A 17,878-nucleotide genomic window follows, 5' to 3' on the forward strand; every position below is an offset into this window, starting at 1 on the left:
AACCGTAAGTGGCCGTTACCGCAGGAATGGATATGTACACCTGCAAGAGATTGGTCGGCTGTCAGGCCGCCATCGCGAGCAAGCTCGGCTCCTACGAGTACGAGGACTAGCGCAGGGATAAGTTCTTGCGCTGTTGGGCCTGGGCGCAAATCACCCGGCGGCGATCATCGTCCGCCGAGCGCCATTCGCGAATATCTTCGACGTGGCGGAAACAGCCCAGGCAGACTTTCTGCTCGTCCAGCCGACAGACGCTGGTGCACGGCGACGGCACCGCCGCGCTGACGTTGCTGTACAGCGGCTTTGGCGGACGGGTAGGCGCTGCCTCGGTCACCAGATCACAGCCCTTCGAAATCAAGCTTGGCACCAGCCTGCTCGCCGACAATGCGCTCAAGCATCTCGCCGAGCTGCTCTTCGCTCTTGTCACACATCCAGCGTTCGCTTTCTTCGTCATAGTCGAAGTGGAAGCCGCCGGACACGGCCGCCAGCCACAGCTGACGCAGCGGCTCCTGGCGACTGAAGATCAACTGGCTGCCACTTTCGAACTTGACGGTGAGCACACCGGCCGAGCTTTCCAGATCAACATCCAGGCCACTGTCATCGAAAATATCCTCCAGCGTTTGCTGGGTGGCATCGACCAGATCGTGGAAACGGGCTTCAGTCAAACTCATTGCGGGAACCTCAAAAAATGTCTACTCACGCTCAAGCGCCGCAAGATACGGCCGAGCCCCAGCGATTGCAAAGGATACCGACCACGCACCAGACAAGAGTAGAAAATATCGACACACCTTGCGCCGCTTGATCGCCTGCCCAGGCAAAGGCCCGCCGGACGGGTGGTCCATCGCATAGGCAAGCTGCCGGGTGGCCGGTATACTCCGGCGCAATTAACGCATTTTCAAGGATTTCGCCATGAAGCGCCTGATCTCTTCCCTTGCTGCGCTCGTCGCGGTTGCCTGCCTTGTCACTGCCTGTGGTCAAAAAGGGCCGCTGTATCTGCCCGATGACAGCAAATCGCCTGAAGAACAGGCGAAGTCGTCGCAGTCCAAAGCGCACCAGCACAGCACCAGTACCAGCACCTACTAAGGGAACATCATGGACGCTTTTAACTACCGTGACGGTGAGCTGTTCGCGGAAGGTGTTGCCCTGTCCGCCATCGCCGAACGCTTTGGCACACCAACCTACGTCTACTCCCGCGCGCACATCGAAGCCCAGTACCTGGCGTTCGCCGACGCGCTGGCCGGTACGCCGCACCTGGTCTGCTTTGCGGTCAAGGCCAACTCCAACCTGGGTGTACTGAATGTCCTGGCGCGTTTGGGCGCTGGTTTCGACATCGTCTCCGGTGGCGAGCTGGAACGTGTTCTGGCCGCCGGTGGCCAGCCCGACAAGATCGTTTTCTCGGGCGTCGGCAAGACCCGTGAAGACATGCGTCGCGCCCTGGAAGTCGGCGTGCACTGCTTCAACGTCGAATCCACCGACGAGCTCGAACGCCTGCAAGTCGTCGCGGCCGAGCTTGGCGTTCGCGCGCCGATCTCGCTGCGGGTCAACCCGGACGTCGATGCCGGCACCCATCCGTACATTTCTACCGGTCTCAAGGAAAACAAGTTCGGCATCGCGATTGCCGACGCCGAAGACGTGTACGTCCGCGCCGCCCAACTGCCTAACCTGGAAGTGGTCGGTGTCGATTGCCACATCGGTTCGCAACTGACCACCCTGCCGCCCTTCATCGATGCCCTCGACCGCCTGCTGGCGCTGATCGACCGCCTGGGCGATTGCGGAATCTACCTGCGCCACATCGACCTCGGCGGCGGTTTGGGCGTGCGTTATCGCGATGAAGAGCCGCCATTGGCTGCCGACTACATCAATGCCGTACGCGAACGCATCGACGGTCGCGACCTGACGCTGGTGTTCGAGCCGGGCCGTTTCATCGTCGCCAACGCCGGCGTGCTGCTGACCCAGGTCGAGTACCTCAAGCACACCGAACACAAAGACTTCGCCATCGTCGACGCGGCCATGAACGACCTGATCCGCCCGGCGCTGTATCAGGCCTGGATGGACGTCACGGCCGTGCACCCGCGCGCAACTCCGGCACGCGCCTACGACATCGTCGGGCCAATCTGCGAAACCGGCGACTTCCTCGCCAAGGACCGTCAGCTGGCACTCGAAGAAGGCGACTTGCTGGCCGTGCATTCGGCCGGTGCGTACGGGTTTGTCATGAGCTCCAACTACAACACTCGCGGCCGCGCCGCTGAAGTGCTGGTGGACGGTGATCAGGCAATCGAAGTGCGTCGCCGCGAGACGGTAGCCGAGTTGTTTGCTGGCGAAAGCCTGCTGCCGGAGTAAACCCATGCTGCTGCGTTTTACCAAGATGCATGGCCTGGGCAACGACTTCATGGTCCTCGACCTGGTCAGCCAGCACGCGCACATTTTGCCCAAGCACGCCAAGCAATGGGGCGACCGGCACACTGGTGTCGGTTTCGACCAGTTGCTGATCGTCGAAGCACCGAGCAACCCGGACGTGGATTTCCGTTACCGGATCTTCAACGCCGACGGTTCCGAAGTCGAGCAATGCGGCAACGGTGCACGCTGCTTCGCACGCTTCGTTCTGGACAAGCGCCTGACCGCCAAGCGGCAGATTCGCGTCGAGACCAAAAGCGGCATTATCGAACTGGATATCCGCAACGACGGCCAGATCAGCGTCAACATGGGTGCACCGCGCCTGGTGCCGGCAGACATTCCGTTCCAGGCGCCCGCTCAGGCCTTGAGTTATCAGGTCGAGGTCGATGGCCAGACTATCGAACTGGCCGCGGTCTCCATGGGCAATCCCCACGCGGTAGTGCGGGTCAGTGACATCAACAACGCGCCGGTGCATGAGCTGGGACCGAAAATCGAAAACCACCCGCGCTTCCCGGCGCGGGTCAATGTCGGTTTTCTCCAGGTCATCGACCGGAGCCGAGCGCAGTTGCGCGTCTGGGAGCGCGGCACCGGGGAAACCCAGGCCTGCGGGACCGGGGCCTGCGCTGCCGCAGTGGCCGCGATCAGCCAGGGGTGGATGGATTCGCCGCTATTGATCGACCTGCCTGGCGGGCGCTTGTCCATTGAATGGGCAGGTCCTGGCCAACCGGTGATGATGACCGGCCCGGCAGTACGCGTATACGAAGGACAAGTGCGTCTTTGAGTGAGCGAAATACATGACTGATCAGCCTCAGGTTCCAGCCCCACAGCCCGACGAATCCCCTTCCGAAAGCCTGGAGGCGGCGGCGATTGCCGCGTACCTGGAGGCTCATCCGGATTTCTTCGTCGAGCACGAAGAACTGCTCCCGGCGCTGCGCATTCCGCACCAGCGCGGCGACACCATCTCGTTGGTCGAACGCCAGATGAAAATTCTGCGCGAACGCAACATCGAGATGCGCCATCGCCTCTCGCAACTGATGGACGTCGCCCGCGACAACGACCGGCTGTTCGACAAAACCCGCCGACTGACGCTCGCCTTGATGGACGCCAGCAGTCTGGACGACGTGGTCATCAGCGTCGAAGACAGCCTGCGCCAGGATTTCCAGGTGCCCTTTGTCAGCCTGATCCTGTTCAGCGACGAGCCCTTGCCGGTCGGCCGCTGGGTGACCAGTGCCGACGCGCAAAAGGCCATCGGCGGCTTGTTGTCGGAAGGCAAAAGCGTCAGCGGCAGCCTGCGCGAACACGAGCTGGACTTCCTGTTTGGCGAAGAACAGCGCAAGCAGATCGGTTCGACGGCGGTAGTCACCATCAGCCATCAAGGCCTGCACGGTGTCCTGGCGATCGCCAGTCGCGATCCGCAGCACTACAAAAGCTCGGTGGGCACGTTGTTCTTAAGCTACATCGCTGAAGTCATGGGCCGCGTACTGCCTCGGGTCAACACTTCCCTACGCTCGGTACGCTGACCATGGAACGACAACTGGACGCCTACTGCGAGCACCTGCGCAGTGAGCGTCAGGTGTCGTCTCACACGCTGGAAGCCTATCGGCGCGACCTGAACAAGGTCCTGGCGCACTGCAAAAAGCAGAACATCGGCAGCTGGACCGCGCTGGACATCCAGCGCCTGCGCAGTCTGATCGCTCGCCTGCACTCGCAAGGACAATCCTCGCGCAGCCTGGCGCGGCTGCTGTCGGCGGTACGCGGGCTCTATCACTACCTGAACCGCGAAGGCCTCTGCGACCACGACCCGGCCAACGGCCTGGCGCCCCCCAAGGGCGAGCGTCGACTGCCGAAAACCCTCGACACCGACCGGGCGCTGCAACTGCTCGATGGCGCCGTGGAAGACGACTTCATGGCGCGCCGCGACCAGGCAATACTTGAGCTGTTTTACTCGTCCGGTTTACGCCTGTCGGAGCTGACCGGGCTCAACCTTGAACAGCTCGACCTGGCGGACGGCCTGGTGCAAGTACTCGGCAAGGGCAGCAAGACCCGAGTGCTGCCCGTCGGCAAGAAGGCCCGCGAAGCCCTGGAACTGTGGTTACCGCTGCGCGCCATGGCGAACCCGGTGGACGATGCGGTATTCGTCAGCCAGAAAGGCCGGCGCCTCGGCTCACGGGCGGTTCAGGCGCGGGTCAAAGCCGTCGGCGAGCGCGAACTGGGGCAAAACCTGCACCCGCACATGTTGCGACACTCCTTCGCCAGCCACTTGCTGGAGTCCTCGCAAGACTTGCGTGCGGTACAGGAATTGCTCGGCCACGCGGACATCAAAACCACGCAGATCTACACCCACCTGGACTTCCAGCACCTGGCCTCGGTCTACGACAGCGCCCATCCACGGGCCAAACGCATCAAAGGCGATGAGCAATGACAATCCAACTGATCACCTTCGACCTCGACGACACCCTGTGGGACACCGCCCCGGTGATCGACAGCGCTGAAGCAGTGCTGCGCCAGTGGTTGGCCGAGCACACACCGAACCTCGGTGCCTTGCCGGTCGATCATTTGTGGGCGATTCGTGAGCGGGTATTGAGCCACGAACCAAGCCTCAAGCACCGCATCAGCGCCCTACGCCGTCGGGTGCTGTTTCACGCACTGGAAGAAGCCGGTTACGCCCATGAACAAGCCTGCGAGCTTGCCGATCAGGGCTTTGAAGTGTTTTTGCACGCACGGCATCAGCTGGAAATCTTCCCCGAGGTGCAACCGACACTGGAGATTCTGGCCAATCACTACGCCTTGGGCGTGGTCACCAACGGCAATGCGGATGTGCGCCGACTAGGGCTGGCGGATTACTTCAAGTTCATCTTGTGCGCAGAGGATATCGGCATCGCCAAACCTGATGCCCGGCTGTTCCACGAAGCCTTGAAACGCGGCGATGTAACAGCTGAGGCCGCCGTGCATATCGGCGATCATCCCGGCGATGACATTGCCGGCGCTCAGCAGGCAGGGTTGCGGGCGATCTGGTTCAACCCGACCGGTAAAGCCTGGGAAGCCGACAAGGTGCCCGATGCCGAGATTCGCAGCTTGACCGAGTTGCCAGCGTTGTTGGCGCGGTGGAACTCGATTTCGTAGCGTCCTCAAGATTGTCATCGCGGGCAAGCCTTGCTCCTACGGGATTGTCGTCACCTGCTCGAACGACGCCAGTCTGTAGGAGCAAGGCTTGCCCGCGATGCTTTTCGGTCTCTATTGTTTCACCCATGAAAAAGCCCGCAGCGACGGCGGGCTTTTTCAGCAAGCACGTAGCAGGCGCTTAGATAGGCCGGCTGCCGTACTTGTTATCAGGCTTCTTTGGCGGGTCCGCCACCACGTTGGCCTCGACTTCCTGAACCTTGCCACCTTTGGCAAGGAACTCTTCCATCGCGCGCGCCAGAGCATCACGCTCTTTGTTCTTGGCCTCGACACTCGGCAGCTCGTCTACCGACACCGCAGCCTTGGCCTTGCCTTTGGCGGTCGGGACCGGCGTGTCATCACCGCCATCGTCGTCAGCAACGTCTTCCGCCGCTGCTTCCAGGCCTTCTTCGGTCTCGTCTTCGTCGCCTACTTCGAGGTCGTCGTTTTCCAGATCATCGTCGCTCATGTTCTACCTCATGACTTGCGAAAAGCAGATTAGTTATAGCCCAGCTTTGTCGTCTGTCGACGACCGCCGGAAAAAAATCAACATCCACTGGTAACCAGCGGTTTATGCCTCTTCACCGTGCACGGTGGCGAGGACTTTGCGAGCACCGCCATGATCGCGGTGCTCACCCAGATAAACACCTTGCCAGCTACCTAACGCCAATCGGCCCGCCCTTATCGGCAGACTCAACTGACAGCCTAGCAAACTGGCCTTGAAGTGCGCCGGGAGGTCGTCCAGGCCTTCGTCGTTATGCTCATAGCCAGCTGTTCCTTGTGGGACCAGCCGATTGAAAAACCGTTCGAAGTCGCGACGTACCGCCGGATCGGCGTTCTCGTTGATGGTCAACGACGCCGAGGTGTGCTGCAGCCACAAATGCAACAGACCGACCCGACATGCCTGGAGTTCAGGCAGGCCGGCGAGTAACTCGTCCGTTACCAGATGAAAGCCCCGGGGCCGTGCCCGCAGGGTTATCAGAGTCTGTTGCCACATACAGTTCTCCGCACGTTCGGGGCGCATTCTAGCGCGCTCTGGGAAAAAACAAAGGCCCTAATATTCCTTCAATCATGTAAGCCATTGGCCGCGGAAAAACACTCGTCACAAACACCACTAAACGTGTGCGAAAAAACCTTTCAGCCGTACTTTCAGAGAAAAAATCCAGACAAAAAAATGCCCGGCAAGCCGGGCAAATTTTTATGCGCTTGCTTACATGTTGTAGCCGCGCTCGTTGTGAAGCGCCAGATCGATGCCCACCGACTCTTCTTCCTCGGTAATGCGCAGCCCCATGACGGCGTCGAGCACCTTGAGGATGATGAACGTGGCGATCGCGGTGTAGATCACCGTGAAGCCCACGCCTTTGCACTGAATCCAGACTTGTGCCGCGATGTCGGTCACGGTGCCGAAGCCACCCAGTGACGGAGCTGCGAATACACCCGTGAGGATCGCGCCGAGAATACCGCCGATGCCATGCACGCCGAAGGCGTCGAGGGAATCGTCGTAACCCAGTTTGCGTTTCAGGGTCGTGGCGCAGAAGAAGCACACCACGCCCGCTGCCAGACCGATGATCATCGAGCCCATCGGGCCAACGGTACCCGCAGCCGGAGTGATCGCAACCAGACCGGCAACCACGCCCGAAGCGATACCCAGCGCGCTAGGTTTGCCGTGGGTCAGCCACTCGGCGAACATCCAGCCCAGGGCCGCTGCGGCGGTAGCAATCTGAGTTACCAGCATGGCCATACCGGCAGTGCCATTGGCCGCTGCGGCGGAACCTGCGTTGAAACCGAACCAGCCCACCCACAACATCGCGGCGCCCATCAGGGTGTAACCGAGGTTGTGCGGAGCCATCGGAGTGGTCGGGAAGCCTTTGCGCTTGCCCAATACCAGGCACGCCACCAGACCTGCAACACCGGCGTTGATGTGGACCACGGTGCCGCCCGCGAAGTCGAGCACGCCCCAGTCGCCCAACAGCGAACCCGGACCACTCCAGACCATGTGCGCAATCGGCGCGTAAACCACGGTGAACCAGATGCCCATGAACACCAGCATTGCGGAGAACTTCATCCGCTCAGCGAAAGCACCGACGATCAGCGCCGGGGTGATGATGGCGAAGGTCATCTGATAGGTGACAAACACCGCCTCGGGGAACAGCGCTGTAGGACCAGTAATACTGGCGGGCGTGATGCCGGCAAGGAAAGCCTTGGCGAAGCTGCCGACAAAGGAATTGAGGTTGACGACGTTGGCTTCCATACCCGTGGTGTCAAACGCCATGCTGTAGCCATAGAGGAACCACAGGATGGTGACCAGGCCGGTAATGGCGAAGCACTGCATCATCAATGAGAGAACGTTTTTGGAACGAACCATGCCGCCGTAGAACAGCGCGAGGCCTGGAATGGTCATGAACAGCACGAGGGCAGTAGAGGTCAACATCCAGGCGGTATCGCCGGAATTGAGGACTGGAGGAGCCACCGGATCTGCCGCCATGGCCAGGCCGGGCATTACGATGGACAACAGGGCTCCTAGCCCTGCGAATTTACGCAGAGTCATTTTGTTTTCTCCTGGGGCGTTGGGTTTGGCGGCTTAGATTGCGTCGGTATCGGTTTCGCCGGTACGGATGCGAATAGCCTGTTCCAGATTGACCACGAAAATCTTGCCGTCACCAATCTTGCCGGTGTTGGCCGCCTTGGTTATCGCCTCGATAACCCGGTCCAGATCCTTGTCGTCAATGGCGACATCGATCTTCACCTTGGGCAGGAAATCGACCACGTATTCCGCCCCGCGATACAGCTCGGTATGCCCCTTCTGCCGACCGAAGCCTTTGACCTCAGTGACGGTAATGCCCTGCACGCCGATCTCGGACAACGACTCGCGTACATCGTCCAGTTTGAACGGCTTGATGATGGCAGTGACTAGCTTCATGAAAACTCTCTCCCGAATTGGTGGACTTGCCCCAGGAAAACAAACCCGACTCAAGTCTAAGCGCAGTGCCTGGCTTTGTAACGCATCGTCGGCCCTACTCGCCCGACCGACGCCAGTTAACCGTTCCTGACGAAACTCCCCGCTCCGCCTGTCGCACTGCATTCGTCACAGCGACTGCATCAGTGCATGGGTCACAAGGGACTAAGCAGAAAGCTTGCCATCTCGTGAAAACCTATTGATTTCAATCCCTTGGCCGCTGCCACAGGCACCAATGCCCCATCACCGCCGGCGATACGCACAACAACAGTGCGCGAACGCCCGGCAACATGCGCGAAAAGCGTGCATTCGTGCCCGCGCCAATGACTATAGACACTGCGTGATACACTGCCGGCCATTGTTTCCAGGACGTTTCTCATGCTCGCACCCAAAGACTTCCTCGATGCCCTGAGCGGCACCGCCTCCCGCCTGTTCAGCGGCGAAACCCCGCTGCCAAAAAGCGAAATCGAAAGCCAGTTCAAAGCCCTGCTGCAAAGCGGCTTCAGCAAGCTTGATCTAGTGAGCCGGGAAGAATTCGACAGTCAGATGGTCGTCCTGGCACGCACCCGGGCACGCCTTGAGAGCCTTGAGGCAAAAGTCGCCGAGCTGGAAGCCAAGCTGAATCCACCGACTGAATGACCCCACAAATCCCCTGTGGGAGCGTGGCTTGCCCGCGATAAGGTCGGAACGACCTTCCAGCAATTAGGATTCAGCTCTACTTCCAGGCTGAGTCCTACAAAAACACCACCGCTTTCCGATTGCGCCGCACAGCCCCGGTTTCTAAGCTCACTTCAGCTGAATGTTCAGCACTGGGTTTGGCGACCCGGAAAGCTTAAGGTGCACGACGACCATCCGATGGTGGACTCTTCCTGTCCGTCGACTCGAGTCATGGCGGCTGTGCGTGGGAGATCTTCGGGTCTGCCGGGTTCCTTTTGCTCCGGTTCGCCAACCCGCGTACAGCTGCCACCTAATCGTTTGGCGACGATTACTGGCAGCCCCTTAAGCAAAAGGAGCTGTATCGATGAATAGCAATGACGCCTACCTGATCCCTCACGTCTTCACCCGCCACAAACTCCACCTCCACGCCCTGCTGCTGGAAAACCAGCCTTGGTTCAGTGCCCGCGACCTCGGTCGATTGCTTCGGCTGTTCCTCGACGAACGCGCGCTACGCAAACTCGACCCTGATCAACACCAAACCGTGACAATGCATATTCACGGCTGCATAGAACATACGCTGCTGATCAGCGAATCAGGCGTTTACGCGCTGCTGGTTTATCACTACTGCCCCGAATACCGGGGCCTGCGCGAATGGCTGACCCACGACGTGGTTCCAGCCCTTAGAGACGCCCAGCAACCCACCACAGCCGAACGCCCGATACTGAGCCTGCTGAACTGGCCGGAAATGTCACTGAGCTTGCTGCACTGGAACAACCAGCCGTGGATCCGGTTGCAGGATGTTCCACACCTGTTGCCGGAGGGGGAGCGACCACGAAGTATGGTCAATGCCCCGTGGTGGAAACGCGCTTCACGGGTGCTTCAGTCGCTTTAATGACCTTCACGGCGCGGCGTGTGACCCGTAGCAGCTGCCGAAGGCTGCGTTCGGGTCGCATTACGGCTTAACTGACAGGCATTAGTCTAAATAGTGGTTCTTATCACCTCCGAAATATTTAAACCGACACCTGCAACATCCTGCGAAGGTTTCGCTCCTCAGCCGCCGCGCTAAACCACTACGCCGCAACTACCCTTCAAAAAACCGCAGGAAGCGGTTCTCGCAAGCTCAAGGAATGATCATGTCTCTGGCCATCGTCCACAGCCGCGCCCAGATCGGTGTGGAAGCGCCCGCCGTTACCGTAGAAGTCCATTTGGCCAACGGCCTGCCATCGCTGACGATGGTGGGGTTGCCGGAAGCAGCGGTGAAGGAAAGCAAGGATCGGGTGCGCAGTGCGATCATCAATTCCGGGCTGCAATTTCCGGCGCGACGTATCACCTTGAATCTCGCCCCGGCCGATTTACCGAAGGACGGCGGGCGCTTCGATCTGGCGATCGCCCTGGGGATTCTGGCTGCCAGTGTGCAGGTGCCGACTTTGACGCTGGATGACGTCGAGTGTCTGGGTGAGTTGGCGCTGTCAGGCGAAGTGCGGGCGGTTCGTGGTGTGTTGCCGGCGGCACTGGCGGCGCGCAAGGCTGGACGATCGCTGATGGTGCCGCGGGCAAATGCCGAGGAAGCGTGCCTGGCGTCAGGACTGAAGGTCATTGCGGTGGATCATCTGCTGGAGGCGGTCGCGCACTTCAATGGTCACACACCCGTAGAACCGTTTGTGTCCAATGGTTTGCTTTACGCCAGCAAACCGTATCCGGACTTGAATGAAGTGCAGGGCCAGATCGCGGCCAAACGTGCCTTGCTGATTGCGGCTGCGGGGGCTCATAACCTGCTGTTCAGCGGGCCACCGGGGACGGGGAAAACCCTGCTGGCGAGTCGTTTGCCCGGGCTGCTACCGCCACTGGCCGAGAGTGAAGCGCTGGAAGTCGCGGCGATTCAATCGGTCACCAGTTGTATGCCGTTGAGCCATTGGCCACAAAGACCGTTCCGCCAACCACACCATTCGGCGTCCGGCCCGGCACTGGTCGGCGGTGGCTCGAAACCTCAGCCCGGTGAAATAACCCTCGCCCACCATGGCGTCCTGTTCCTCGATGAGCTGCCGGAGTTTGATCGCAAGGTGCTGGAGGTGCTGAGAGAGCCGCTGGAGTCGGGCTGCATCGTGATTTCCCGAGCCCGTGACCGCGTGCGTTTTCCCGCGCGCTTTCAACTGGTGGCCGCTATGAATCCGTGCCCCTGTGGATATCTTGGCGAGCCAAGCGGCCGCTGTTGCTGCTCACCGGACCAGATCCAGCGTTATCGCAACAAACTGTCGGGGCCGCTGTTGGACCGAATTGATCTGCACCTGACAGTTGCCCGCGAAGTCACGGCGTTGAATCCAGCGGTAAAACCCGGCGATGACACCGTTACCGCCGCCGCCCGGGTCGCGGACGCAAGGGAGCGGCAACACAGACGCCAGGGCTGCGCCAATGCCTTCCTCGACCTGCCGGGCCTGCGCCGACACTGCACGTTATCCACAACCGATGAACACTGGCTGGAAACCGCGTGCGAGCGGTTGACCTTGTCGCTACGAGCGGCCCACCGACTGCTCAAGGTGGCGCGCACCCTGGCGGACCTTGAGCAAGTCGACGACATCACCCGCGAGCATCTGGCCGAAGCGTTGCAGTATCGGCCGACCACGCACTAGTCGAAGTTATTCCTTGGTGAGATCCACTAACGGTGTTTGCCTTACCTCAGTCTCCCGCCCACCCTGAATCTCACTCACTTGCGCCAACGCTTTATCCACAGCCGCTTTATCCGCCAGCAAGCTGTAACTGATCTGGAACTGCTTCTGCTCCTTGGCGGCAATCGTCGGCACCAGGTTCAGTGGCCGCTGATACCGGCGGTTGTAGGAAAAACTCGTCCCCGGCTCCAGCCCCGTGACATAGCCCTGGCCTTGGGTATCGGTGTTTTTCCACAGGGAGAACACCGGTAATTGCTTGGTATTGAAGCCAACCGACACCCCGAGACTGCCCGCCTTGTTATGCAGCACGGTCAGCGTGTCGCCCTTGGTATCGGCATATGGCACGACGTTGTAGACGGTTTCGTCGTAGTCCTTGGTCGGCGCGCGGTAGGTTTGCCAGTCGGGCAAATCCCCCTTGGCCTTGTCGTTGAACGGTGACACCTGTTTCACCGGCGCAGCGAAACGGGCGCCCTGTTCCAGGAACGGGGTGCTGAAGTTGCTGTGGTAGAGCGCCTGGTATTCCTTCGGATAGTCGCCGTTGTTAGTCAGGGTGTCGTTGAGGGCGAAGCGCACGCTGCCGGGCTCGGTGACCAGTTCAGTCATTACCGAGAAGTCGACCTTCTTGAACGCCTGCTCTTTCAACTCACCGCGCAGGCTGATGGCGTAAGGCGGTTTTTCATCAATGTGCAGCGTGACCTTGCTGGCCGGAATGTTCGCGGCGCGGCCATGCAGGGTCAGCAGTTCGCCGTTGTCCATGCCGGGGTGACCGACCCATTCGTAGCCGCAGCGGGTGACCAGTTCATTGAAGCCTTCGAGCCAGCCCAGTCCGCCACGCCCGTTGAGTTCGATAAAGGACGGATTGACCACGTCCTTGACCGGCGAATCCCAACCCATACGCACATTACCCACCGACGCCTGCAGGACGTTCATCCCGCGGGTCGGCACCACCGAGAGTTTCATCGTGCCGTTATCAATGTCGACGATGCTCACGCCCTCCTGCCGACCGCCGTGCAGGGTGTGCAGGGTCACGGAGAACGGTTTGTCGGTTTTCACACCGAGTTGCTGGCTGGTGATTTGCTGGTTCTGGGCAGCCTTGTCGGTGTCGAGCAACACGTAATCCCAAGCCATAACGTGGGAGGCAGCGGTCATTGCGCCGAGAGTGACGAGAAGTTTGAGCGGGGTCATGGTGAAAGCCTTTCTTGGAGTTGTGCGATTTTTATAGCGCTGATGAAACGTTTCAGCAAGCTTAAAAACGGCATAACTCCAGCAAAACTCAGTCGACGGGTTCAATCGCCAACAACAGGCTTGCCAACGATGGCGATTCCCGAGGTGACCTCAGCGAAAACGGTCAACCTCATGGCGCAACTCTGCCGCCAGGTTTTCCAGTTCCCTGGCAGTAATTGCCAGGTTCGACACCACTTCACGCTGCTCGCTGTTGGCCATGGCGATGCTTTGCAGGTTGCTGCTGAGCAAGGTCGCGGTGCTGCTCTGCTCTTGGGTGGCGGTAGTGATCGCAGCGAATTGCTGGCCGGCCGAGCGGCTTTGTTCGTCGATCAGCGCCAGCGCCGACGCGACATTGGCATTGCGCGTCAGGCCTTCGTGCATCAGCAGCTTGCCTTGCTCCATGGTGCTGATGGCGTTACCGGTTTCCTGCTGGATGCTTTGGATCATCCCGGAAATCTCGTCAGTCGCTTCGCGAGTGCGCGAGGCCAGGTTGCGCACTTCGTCCGCCACCACAGCAAAACCTCGGCCCTGTTCGCCGGCACGTGCGGCTTCGATGGCGGCGTTGAGTGCCAGTAAATTGGTTTGATCGGCAATCGCGGTAATCACCCCGACAATGCCGCCGATTTCCTGGGAGCGCTGACCCAGGGTGTTGATCACCGTCGCCGTGCTGTTGAGAGCACTGGCAATCTGCTCAAGGGACGAAGAAGCTTCTTCCATCGAGGTACGACCGATCCGCGTCTGCTGGGCGTTTTCCTGGGCCAGACGCTCGGTGTTGCCCATGTTGTCAGCGATGTTCAGCGAGGTCGCACTGAATTCTTCCACGGCACCGGCCATGCTGGTGATTTCACCGGACTGCTGTTCCATCCCTTCATACGCACCGCCGGACAACCCGGATAATGCCTGCGCGCGACTGTTGACCTCTTCCGAGGCCTTGCGGATGTGCTCGACCATGGTCGATAGAGCCTGGCTCATCTGATTGAAGCTGCGCGCCAATTGACCGATTTCATCATGGCTCGACACGTTCAAACGCACGCTCAGATCACCCGCACCCAAGGCTTCAGCCTGCCGCACCAGATCACCCAACGGCGCCAGCTTGCTGCGCAACAGCCAGACTGCCGCGCCTACCGCCAGCAGCATCGCCAGCAAGCTGCCAATGGCCAGGCGGATACCGATGCTCCAGGTCACTGCGCGGATTTCGCTTTTCGGCATGCTCGCCACTACTGACCATGGCCCGCCCTCGAATGGCACGGCAACGCTGTAGAAGTCTTCGGACTTGTCGCTCCAGAACGCGCCCCGCCCCGGCGTCCTGGCCAAACCGGCGATGGTCGAAGTCGCCTGATCCAGCGCCTGCACGCCGGCCGGCGGCACCAGCCATTTGTTTTGCTCATCGAGCAGCGCCAGTGAACCGCTCTGGCCGATGCGGAAGCGTTTGAGGTTGTCGAACTGCGCGCTCTGCGCATCGGTGTAATCGAAACCCACGAACAACACCGCGATCACCTTGCCGCTGCTGTCGCTCACGGGGGTGTACTGCGTCATGTAGGAACGATCGAACAGCAAGGCCCGGCCGACATAGCTCTGGCCCGCCATCAGCCGCTGATAGGCCGGGTGCGCATGGTCGAGCAGCGTGCCGATGGCGCGGGTGCCGTCCTGCTTGCTCAACGAGGTGCTGACCCGAATGAAGTCCTCGCCACTGCGCACGAACAACGTCGCCACGCCGGCAGTCATTTGCTTGAACTCATCGACCTTGTCGAAGTTGTTGTTCAACACTTCGTTGCCTAGATGCAGGCCCGGAGTCTGCACGCCCGCTACCGTCACCGGCTGCTCCGGGTGCACGCTCAAACCGCCACTGAAACGCTTTTCAAACAACCCGCTCAGGCGCTGGGTGCTTTCGCGCAGGGTGCCGTGGAAGGTGCTCAACTGGTCGGCCAGCAACCGCGCCTCACTGGCCAGATGCTCTTCACGCGTGTCGAGGTTGGCAGAATCCAGCGAACGCAGGGCGAACACCGTGCTGCCACTGATGACGACCGCGAGGATGACGGCAAGGGCAAGCCCCAATTGTGAGGCGATCCGGGCACGAGGTTGAGACATGACAGCTCCTGGCCGAGGAGCCGGATCATCCTGATCGCGTCGCGTGGCTCGGCAAAATATCCAGTAATAGGGGAAGCGCGAAACCTATCAGAACGAAGGTCCCACTTTCAGGGATTCGGCGGCGTAGATAAATACTTGAGCGATGCACAAGGATATCGCTCAAGGCTGCCATGGCGGTGGCTACATCGATTCAGCCGAGGCGCTCGACATCCGGCAATTCCATGGCCTGCACCTCACCCTGGAGGAAGTCGCTGAGACGGCGCAAACGTTCACCGCCGGGGCGGGTTTTCGGCCAGACCAGGTAATAATTCAGGCCGCTGGCCACGGCAGTCGGCCACGGCAAACTCAAACGCCCCTGAGCCACATCTTCGGCCACCATCAGCAAGTCACCCATCGACACCCCGTAACCACGGGCGGCGGCAATCATCCCCAGCTCCAGCGTATCAAACACCTGCCCGCCCTTGAGCGACACCTGCTCCGACAGGCCCATACACTCCAGCCAACTGCGCCAGTCACGCCGATCAGGAGTCGGGTGAAGCAGTTCAGTACTGGCCAGCCGCTCGACATCCCATGGTTGATCATTCAACAGATTCGGTGCGCCGACCGGGATCAGCAGTTCAGGGAACAGGTAACTGGCCTCCCAGTCCGGTGGAAAATGCCCGTTGCTCAACAACACCGCACAATCGAACGGTTCGTGATTGAAGTCCACCGAGTCGACGTCCATCCAGGCGCTGGTCAGTTGCACCTCGTTGCCCGGTTGCAAATGCCGAAAGCGACTGAGTCGCGCCAGCAGCCAGCGCATGGTCAGGGTCGAAGGGGCTTTCATGCGTAAGACGTCATCTTCGGCGCGCAAGGTATTGCAGGCCCGCTCCAGCGCACCAAAGCCCTCACGCACACCCGGCAGCAGCAAACGCGCGGCCTCGGTCAGTTGCAAATTGCGCCCGCTACGCTGAAACAGCCGACAGGCGAAATGCTCCTCCAGCGTACGCACATGTCGGCTGACGGCGCTTTGGGTGATCGACAATTCTTCGGCAGCACGGGTAAACGAACTGTGCCGCGCTGCGGCCTCGAAAGCGCGAAGGGCATACAACGGAGGAAGACGACGAGACATTGGGAAAGCTCCTATAGCGCGACCCCGGAACCTTATCAGAAACTCTCCAGCATGAGTTTTAGTCATGCCAGCAATCGTTTTTATCCCTTTGTGCAAACGCTTGCGAGCGCCGAGAATCAACCCTTCCCGATTTATCTGACTAAACGAGCGTGATGATCATGCAGCATCCAGCACGTACCGAACTCTGGGCCATCCTGCGGCTGGCGGGGCCGCTGATTGCCTCGCAGTTGGCGCACATGCTGATGATCCTCACCGATACCTTGATGATGGCCCGGCTCAGCCCGGAGGCGTTGGCCGGTGGCGGCCTGGGCGCGGCGAGCTATTCGTTCGTGTCGATTTTCTGCATTGGCGTGATCGCGGCGGTCGGTACGCTGGTGGCGATCCGCCAGGGTGCCGGCGACATCGAAGGCGCCGCGCGGCTGACCCAGGCCGGGCTTTGGCTCGCGTGGTTGATGGCGTTGGTGGCGGGCCTGCTGCTGTGGAACCTCAAACCGGTGTTGCTGCTGTTCGGCCAGACCGAAAGCAACGTGCACGCGGCCGGCCAGTTCCTGTTGATTCTGCCGTTCGCCCTACCCGGCTACCTGAGCTTCATGGCCCTGCGCGGTTTTACCAGCGCCATCGGCCGGACGACACCGGTGATGGTCATCAGCCTCATCGGGACCGTGGCCAACTTCCTGCTCAACTATGCGCTGATCACCGGTATGTTCGGCCTGCCGAAAATGGGTTTGATGGGGATCGGCCTGGTCACCGCCATCGTCGCCAACTGCATGGCGCTGGGCCTGGCCTGGCATATCCGCCAGCACCCGGCTTACGCCGCGTACCCACTGCGCAAGGGCCTGTCACGGCCCAATCGCCAGTACCTGCGCGAGCTATGGCGTCTCGGCCTGCCGATTGGCGGCACCTACGCGGTAGAGGTCGGTCTGTTTGCGTTTGCCGCGTTGTGCATGGGCACCATGGGCAGTACGCAATTGGCGGCGCATCAGATCGCCCTGCAAATCGTCTCGGTGGCGTTCATGATTCCGGCGGGGCTTTCATATGCGATCACCATGCGCATCGGCCAGCACTACGGCGCCGGGCAGTTGCTCGATGCGCGCTTGGCCGGGCGGGTCGGGATTGCCGTTGGTGGCGCGGCGATGCTCGGGTTTGCCATGGTCTTCTGGCTGATGCCGAACCAACTGGTGGGACTGTTCCTGGACCATAACGACCCGGCGTTTCGCGAAGTGATCAATCTTGCGGTGAGCCTGTTGATGGTGGCGGCGTGGTTCGAGTTTTTCGACGGCACGCAAACTATCGCCATGGGCTGTATTCGCGGTCTGAAGGACGCCAAGACTACCTTCCTGGTCGGCCTCGCCTGCTATTGGCTGATCGGCGCTCCGGCTGCATGGTTGATGGCTTTCCACCTCCATTGGGGGCCGACCGGCGTCTGGTGGGGGCTGGCGCTGGGGCTCGCCTGCTCGGCCGTGAGCCTGACGCTGGCATTCGAATGGAAGATGAAGCGGATGATCCGCCGTGAACCGTCATCACAGCCAGGTTTTCAGGTCATTCAGCCAGACTGAGAACCCTGTGGGAGCGGGCTTGCTCGCGAATGCGGTCTGACAGTCACCTCATTGTTGAATGTCAGACCGCATT

The 17,878-nt window shown here is 60.4% G+C and carries 19 protein-coding genes; 10 read left to right on the forward strand and 9 right to left on the reverse strand.

What is annotated here, in order from left to right; all coding sequences use genetic code 11:
• Positions 1–106 precede the first annotated feature (106 nt).
• The gene (locus tag AC3WK5_RS28715; RefSeq protein WP_103320353.1) at positions 107–331 is read right to left on the reverse strand and encodes a DUF1289 domain-containing protein; all 225 of its coding nucleotides are present in this window, start codon (positions 329–331) and stop codon (positions 107–109) included.
• Positions 332–335: 4 nt separating this feature from the next.
• Complete coding sequence (gene cyaY / locus AC3WK5_RS28720) at positions 336–668, reverse strand: iron donor protein CyaY (protein WP_054594615.1); 333 nt, start codon at positions 666–668, stop codon at positions 336–338.
• Between the two features lie 238 nt (positions 669–906).
• Here cyaY and lptM point away from each other — a divergent pair, with 238 nt between their 5' ends.
• From lptM to AC3WK5_RS28750, 6 genes are read left to right on the forward strand one after another with little or no spacing between them, the layout of a single operon-like run.
• Positions 907–1,080: an LPS translocon maturation chaperone LptM gene (gene lptM, locus AC3WK5_RS28725; RefSeq protein WP_019694236.1), complete on the forward strand. Its 174-nt coding sequence runs from the start codon at positions 907–909 to the stop codon at positions 1,078–1,080.
• 9 nt (positions 1,081–1,089) lie between these two features.
• On the forward strand, positions 1,090–2,337 hold the full coding sequence (gene lysA, locus AC3WK5_RS28730; RefSeq protein WP_103320344.1) for a diaminopimelate decarboxylase: 1,248 nt from the start codon (positions 1,090–1,092) through the stop codon (positions 2,335–2,337).
• A gap of 4 nt (positions 2,338–2,341) precedes the next feature.
• Positions 2,342–3,172 (forward strand): diaminopimelate epimerase, encoded by an 831-nt coding sequence (dapF, locus tag AC3WK5_RS28735; protein ID WP_054594617.1) that lies wholly within the window; start codon positions 2,342–2,344, stop codon positions 3,170–3,172.
• Positions 3,173–3,185: 13 nt separating this feature from the next.
• Entirely contained in the window at positions 3,186–3,911 is a 726-nt protein-coding gene (locus AC3WK5_RS28740) for a DUF484 family protein (RefSeq protein WP_054594618.1), read from the forward strand.
• 2 nt (positions 3,912–3,913) lie between these two features.
• Positions 3,914–4,813 carry a tyrosine recombinase XerC gene (gene xerC / locus AC3WK5_RS28745; RefSeq protein WP_054594619.1) on the forward strand — a complete coding sequence of 300 codons (900 nt, stop codon included), beginning with the start codon at positions 3,914–3,916 and terminating at the stop codon, positions 4,811–4,813.
• The gene (locus AC3WK5_RS28750) at positions 4,810–5,514 is read left to right on the forward strand and encodes an HAD family hydrolase (protein WP_054594620.1); all 705 of its coding nucleotides are present in this window, start codon (positions 4,810–4,812) and stop codon (positions 5,512–5,514) included. The genes xerC and AC3WK5_RS28750 overlap by 4 nt, the downstream gene beginning before the upstream one ends.
• A gap of 178 nt (positions 5,515–5,692) precedes the next feature.
• On the opposite strand, the gene sutA is transcribed toward AC3WK5_RS28750, so the two are convergent.
• From sutA to glnK, 4 genes are all read right to left on the reverse strand, one after another.
• The gene (sutA, locus tag AC3WK5_RS28755) at positions 5,693–6,019 is read right to left on the reverse strand and encodes a dormancy-specific transcriptional regulator SutA (protein WP_019694242.1); all 327 of its coding nucleotides are present in this window, start codon (positions 6,017–6,019) and stop codon (positions 5,693–5,695) included.
• Positions 6,020–6,121: 102 nt separating this feature from the next.
• Positions 6,122–6,547, reverse strand: coding sequence for a secondary thiamine-phosphate synthase enzyme YjbQ (locus tag AC3WK5_RS28760; RefSeq protein WP_054594621.1), 426 nt, complete (start codon positions 6,545–6,547; stop codon positions 6,122–6,124).
• 213 nt (positions 6,548–6,760) lie between these two features.
• On the reverse strand, positions 6,761–8,098 hold the full coding sequence (locus AC3WK5_RS28765; RefSeq protein ID WP_054594622.1) for an ammonium transporter: 1,338 nt from the start codon (positions 8,096–8,098) through the stop codon (positions 6,761–6,763).
• 33 nt (positions 8,099–8,131) lie between these two features.
• Positions 8,132–8,470 carry a P-II family nitrogen regulator gene (gene glnK, locus AC3WK5_RS28770; RefSeq protein WP_002555808.1) on the reverse strand — a complete coding sequence of 113 codons (339 nt, stop codon included), beginning with the start codon at positions 8,468–8,470 and terminating at the stop codon, positions 8,132–8,134.
• A gap of 414 nt (positions 8,471–8,884) precedes the next feature.
• Between glnK and AC3WK5_RS28775 the strand changes: the two genes are divergently transcribed.
• The 3 genes from AC3WK5_RS28775 (at position 8,885) to AC3WK5_RS28785 (ending at position 11,790) form a co-directional block, all read left to right on the forward strand.
• The gene (locus AC3WK5_RS28775; protein WP_054048512.1) at positions 8,885–9,145 is read left to right on the forward strand and encodes an accessory factor UbiK family protein; all 261 of its coding nucleotides are present in this window, start codon (positions 8,885–8,887) and stop codon (positions 9,143–9,145) included.
• A 382-nt stretch (positions 9,146–9,527) separates the two neighbouring features.
• Positions 9,528–10,055: a BRO-N domain-containing protein gene (locus AC3WK5_RS28780; protein WP_103320346.1), complete on the forward strand. Its 528-nt coding sequence runs from the start codon at positions 9,528–9,530 to the stop codon at positions 10,053–10,055.
• Between the two features lie 241 nt (positions 10,056–10,296).
• Positions 10,297–11,790: a YifB family Mg chelatase-like AAA ATPase gene (locus AC3WK5_RS28785; RefSeq protein ID WP_103320349.1), complete on the forward strand. Its 1,494-nt coding sequence runs from the start codon at positions 10,297–10,299 to the stop codon at positions 11,788–11,790.
• Positions 11,791–11,796: 6 nt separating this feature from the next.
• On the opposite strand, the gene AC3WK5_RS28790 is transcribed toward AC3WK5_RS28785, so the two are convergent.
• The 3 genes from AC3WK5_RS28790 to AC3WK5_RS28800 form a co-directional block, all read right to left on the reverse strand.
• Complete coding sequence (locus tag AC3WK5_RS28790; RefSeq protein WP_103320351.1) at positions 11,797–13,011, reverse strand: aldose 1-epimerase family protein; 1,215 nt, start codon at positions 13,009–13,011, stop codon at positions 11,797–11,799.
• A gap of 150 nt (positions 13,012–13,161) precedes the next feature.
• Complete coding sequence (locus AC3WK5_RS28795) at positions 13,162–15,138, reverse strand: methyl-accepting chemotaxis protein (RefSeq protein WP_054594626.1); 1,977 nt, start codon at positions 15,136–15,138, stop codon at positions 13,162–13,164.
• Positions 15,139–15,328: 190 nt separating this feature from the next.
• Positions 15,329–16,249 (reverse strand): LysR substrate-binding domain-containing protein, encoded by a 921-nt coding sequence (locus AC3WK5_RS28800; protein WP_054594627.1) that lies wholly within the window; start codon positions 16,247–16,249, stop codon positions 15,329–15,331.
• A gap of 158 nt (positions 16,250–16,407) precedes the next feature.
• Here AC3WK5_RS28800 and AC3WK5_RS28805 point away from each other — a divergent pair, with 158 nt between their 5' ends.
• Positions 16,408–17,805: a NorM family multidrug efflux MATE transporter gene (locus tag AC3WK5_RS28805; RefSeq protein ID WP_103320356.1), complete on the forward strand. Its 1,398-nt coding sequence runs from the start codon at positions 16,408–16,410 to the stop codon at positions 17,803–17,805.
• Positions 17,806–17,878 lie beyond the last annotated feature (73 nt).

Source organism: Pseudomonas sp. FW306-02-D09B, from assembly GCF_058782685.1.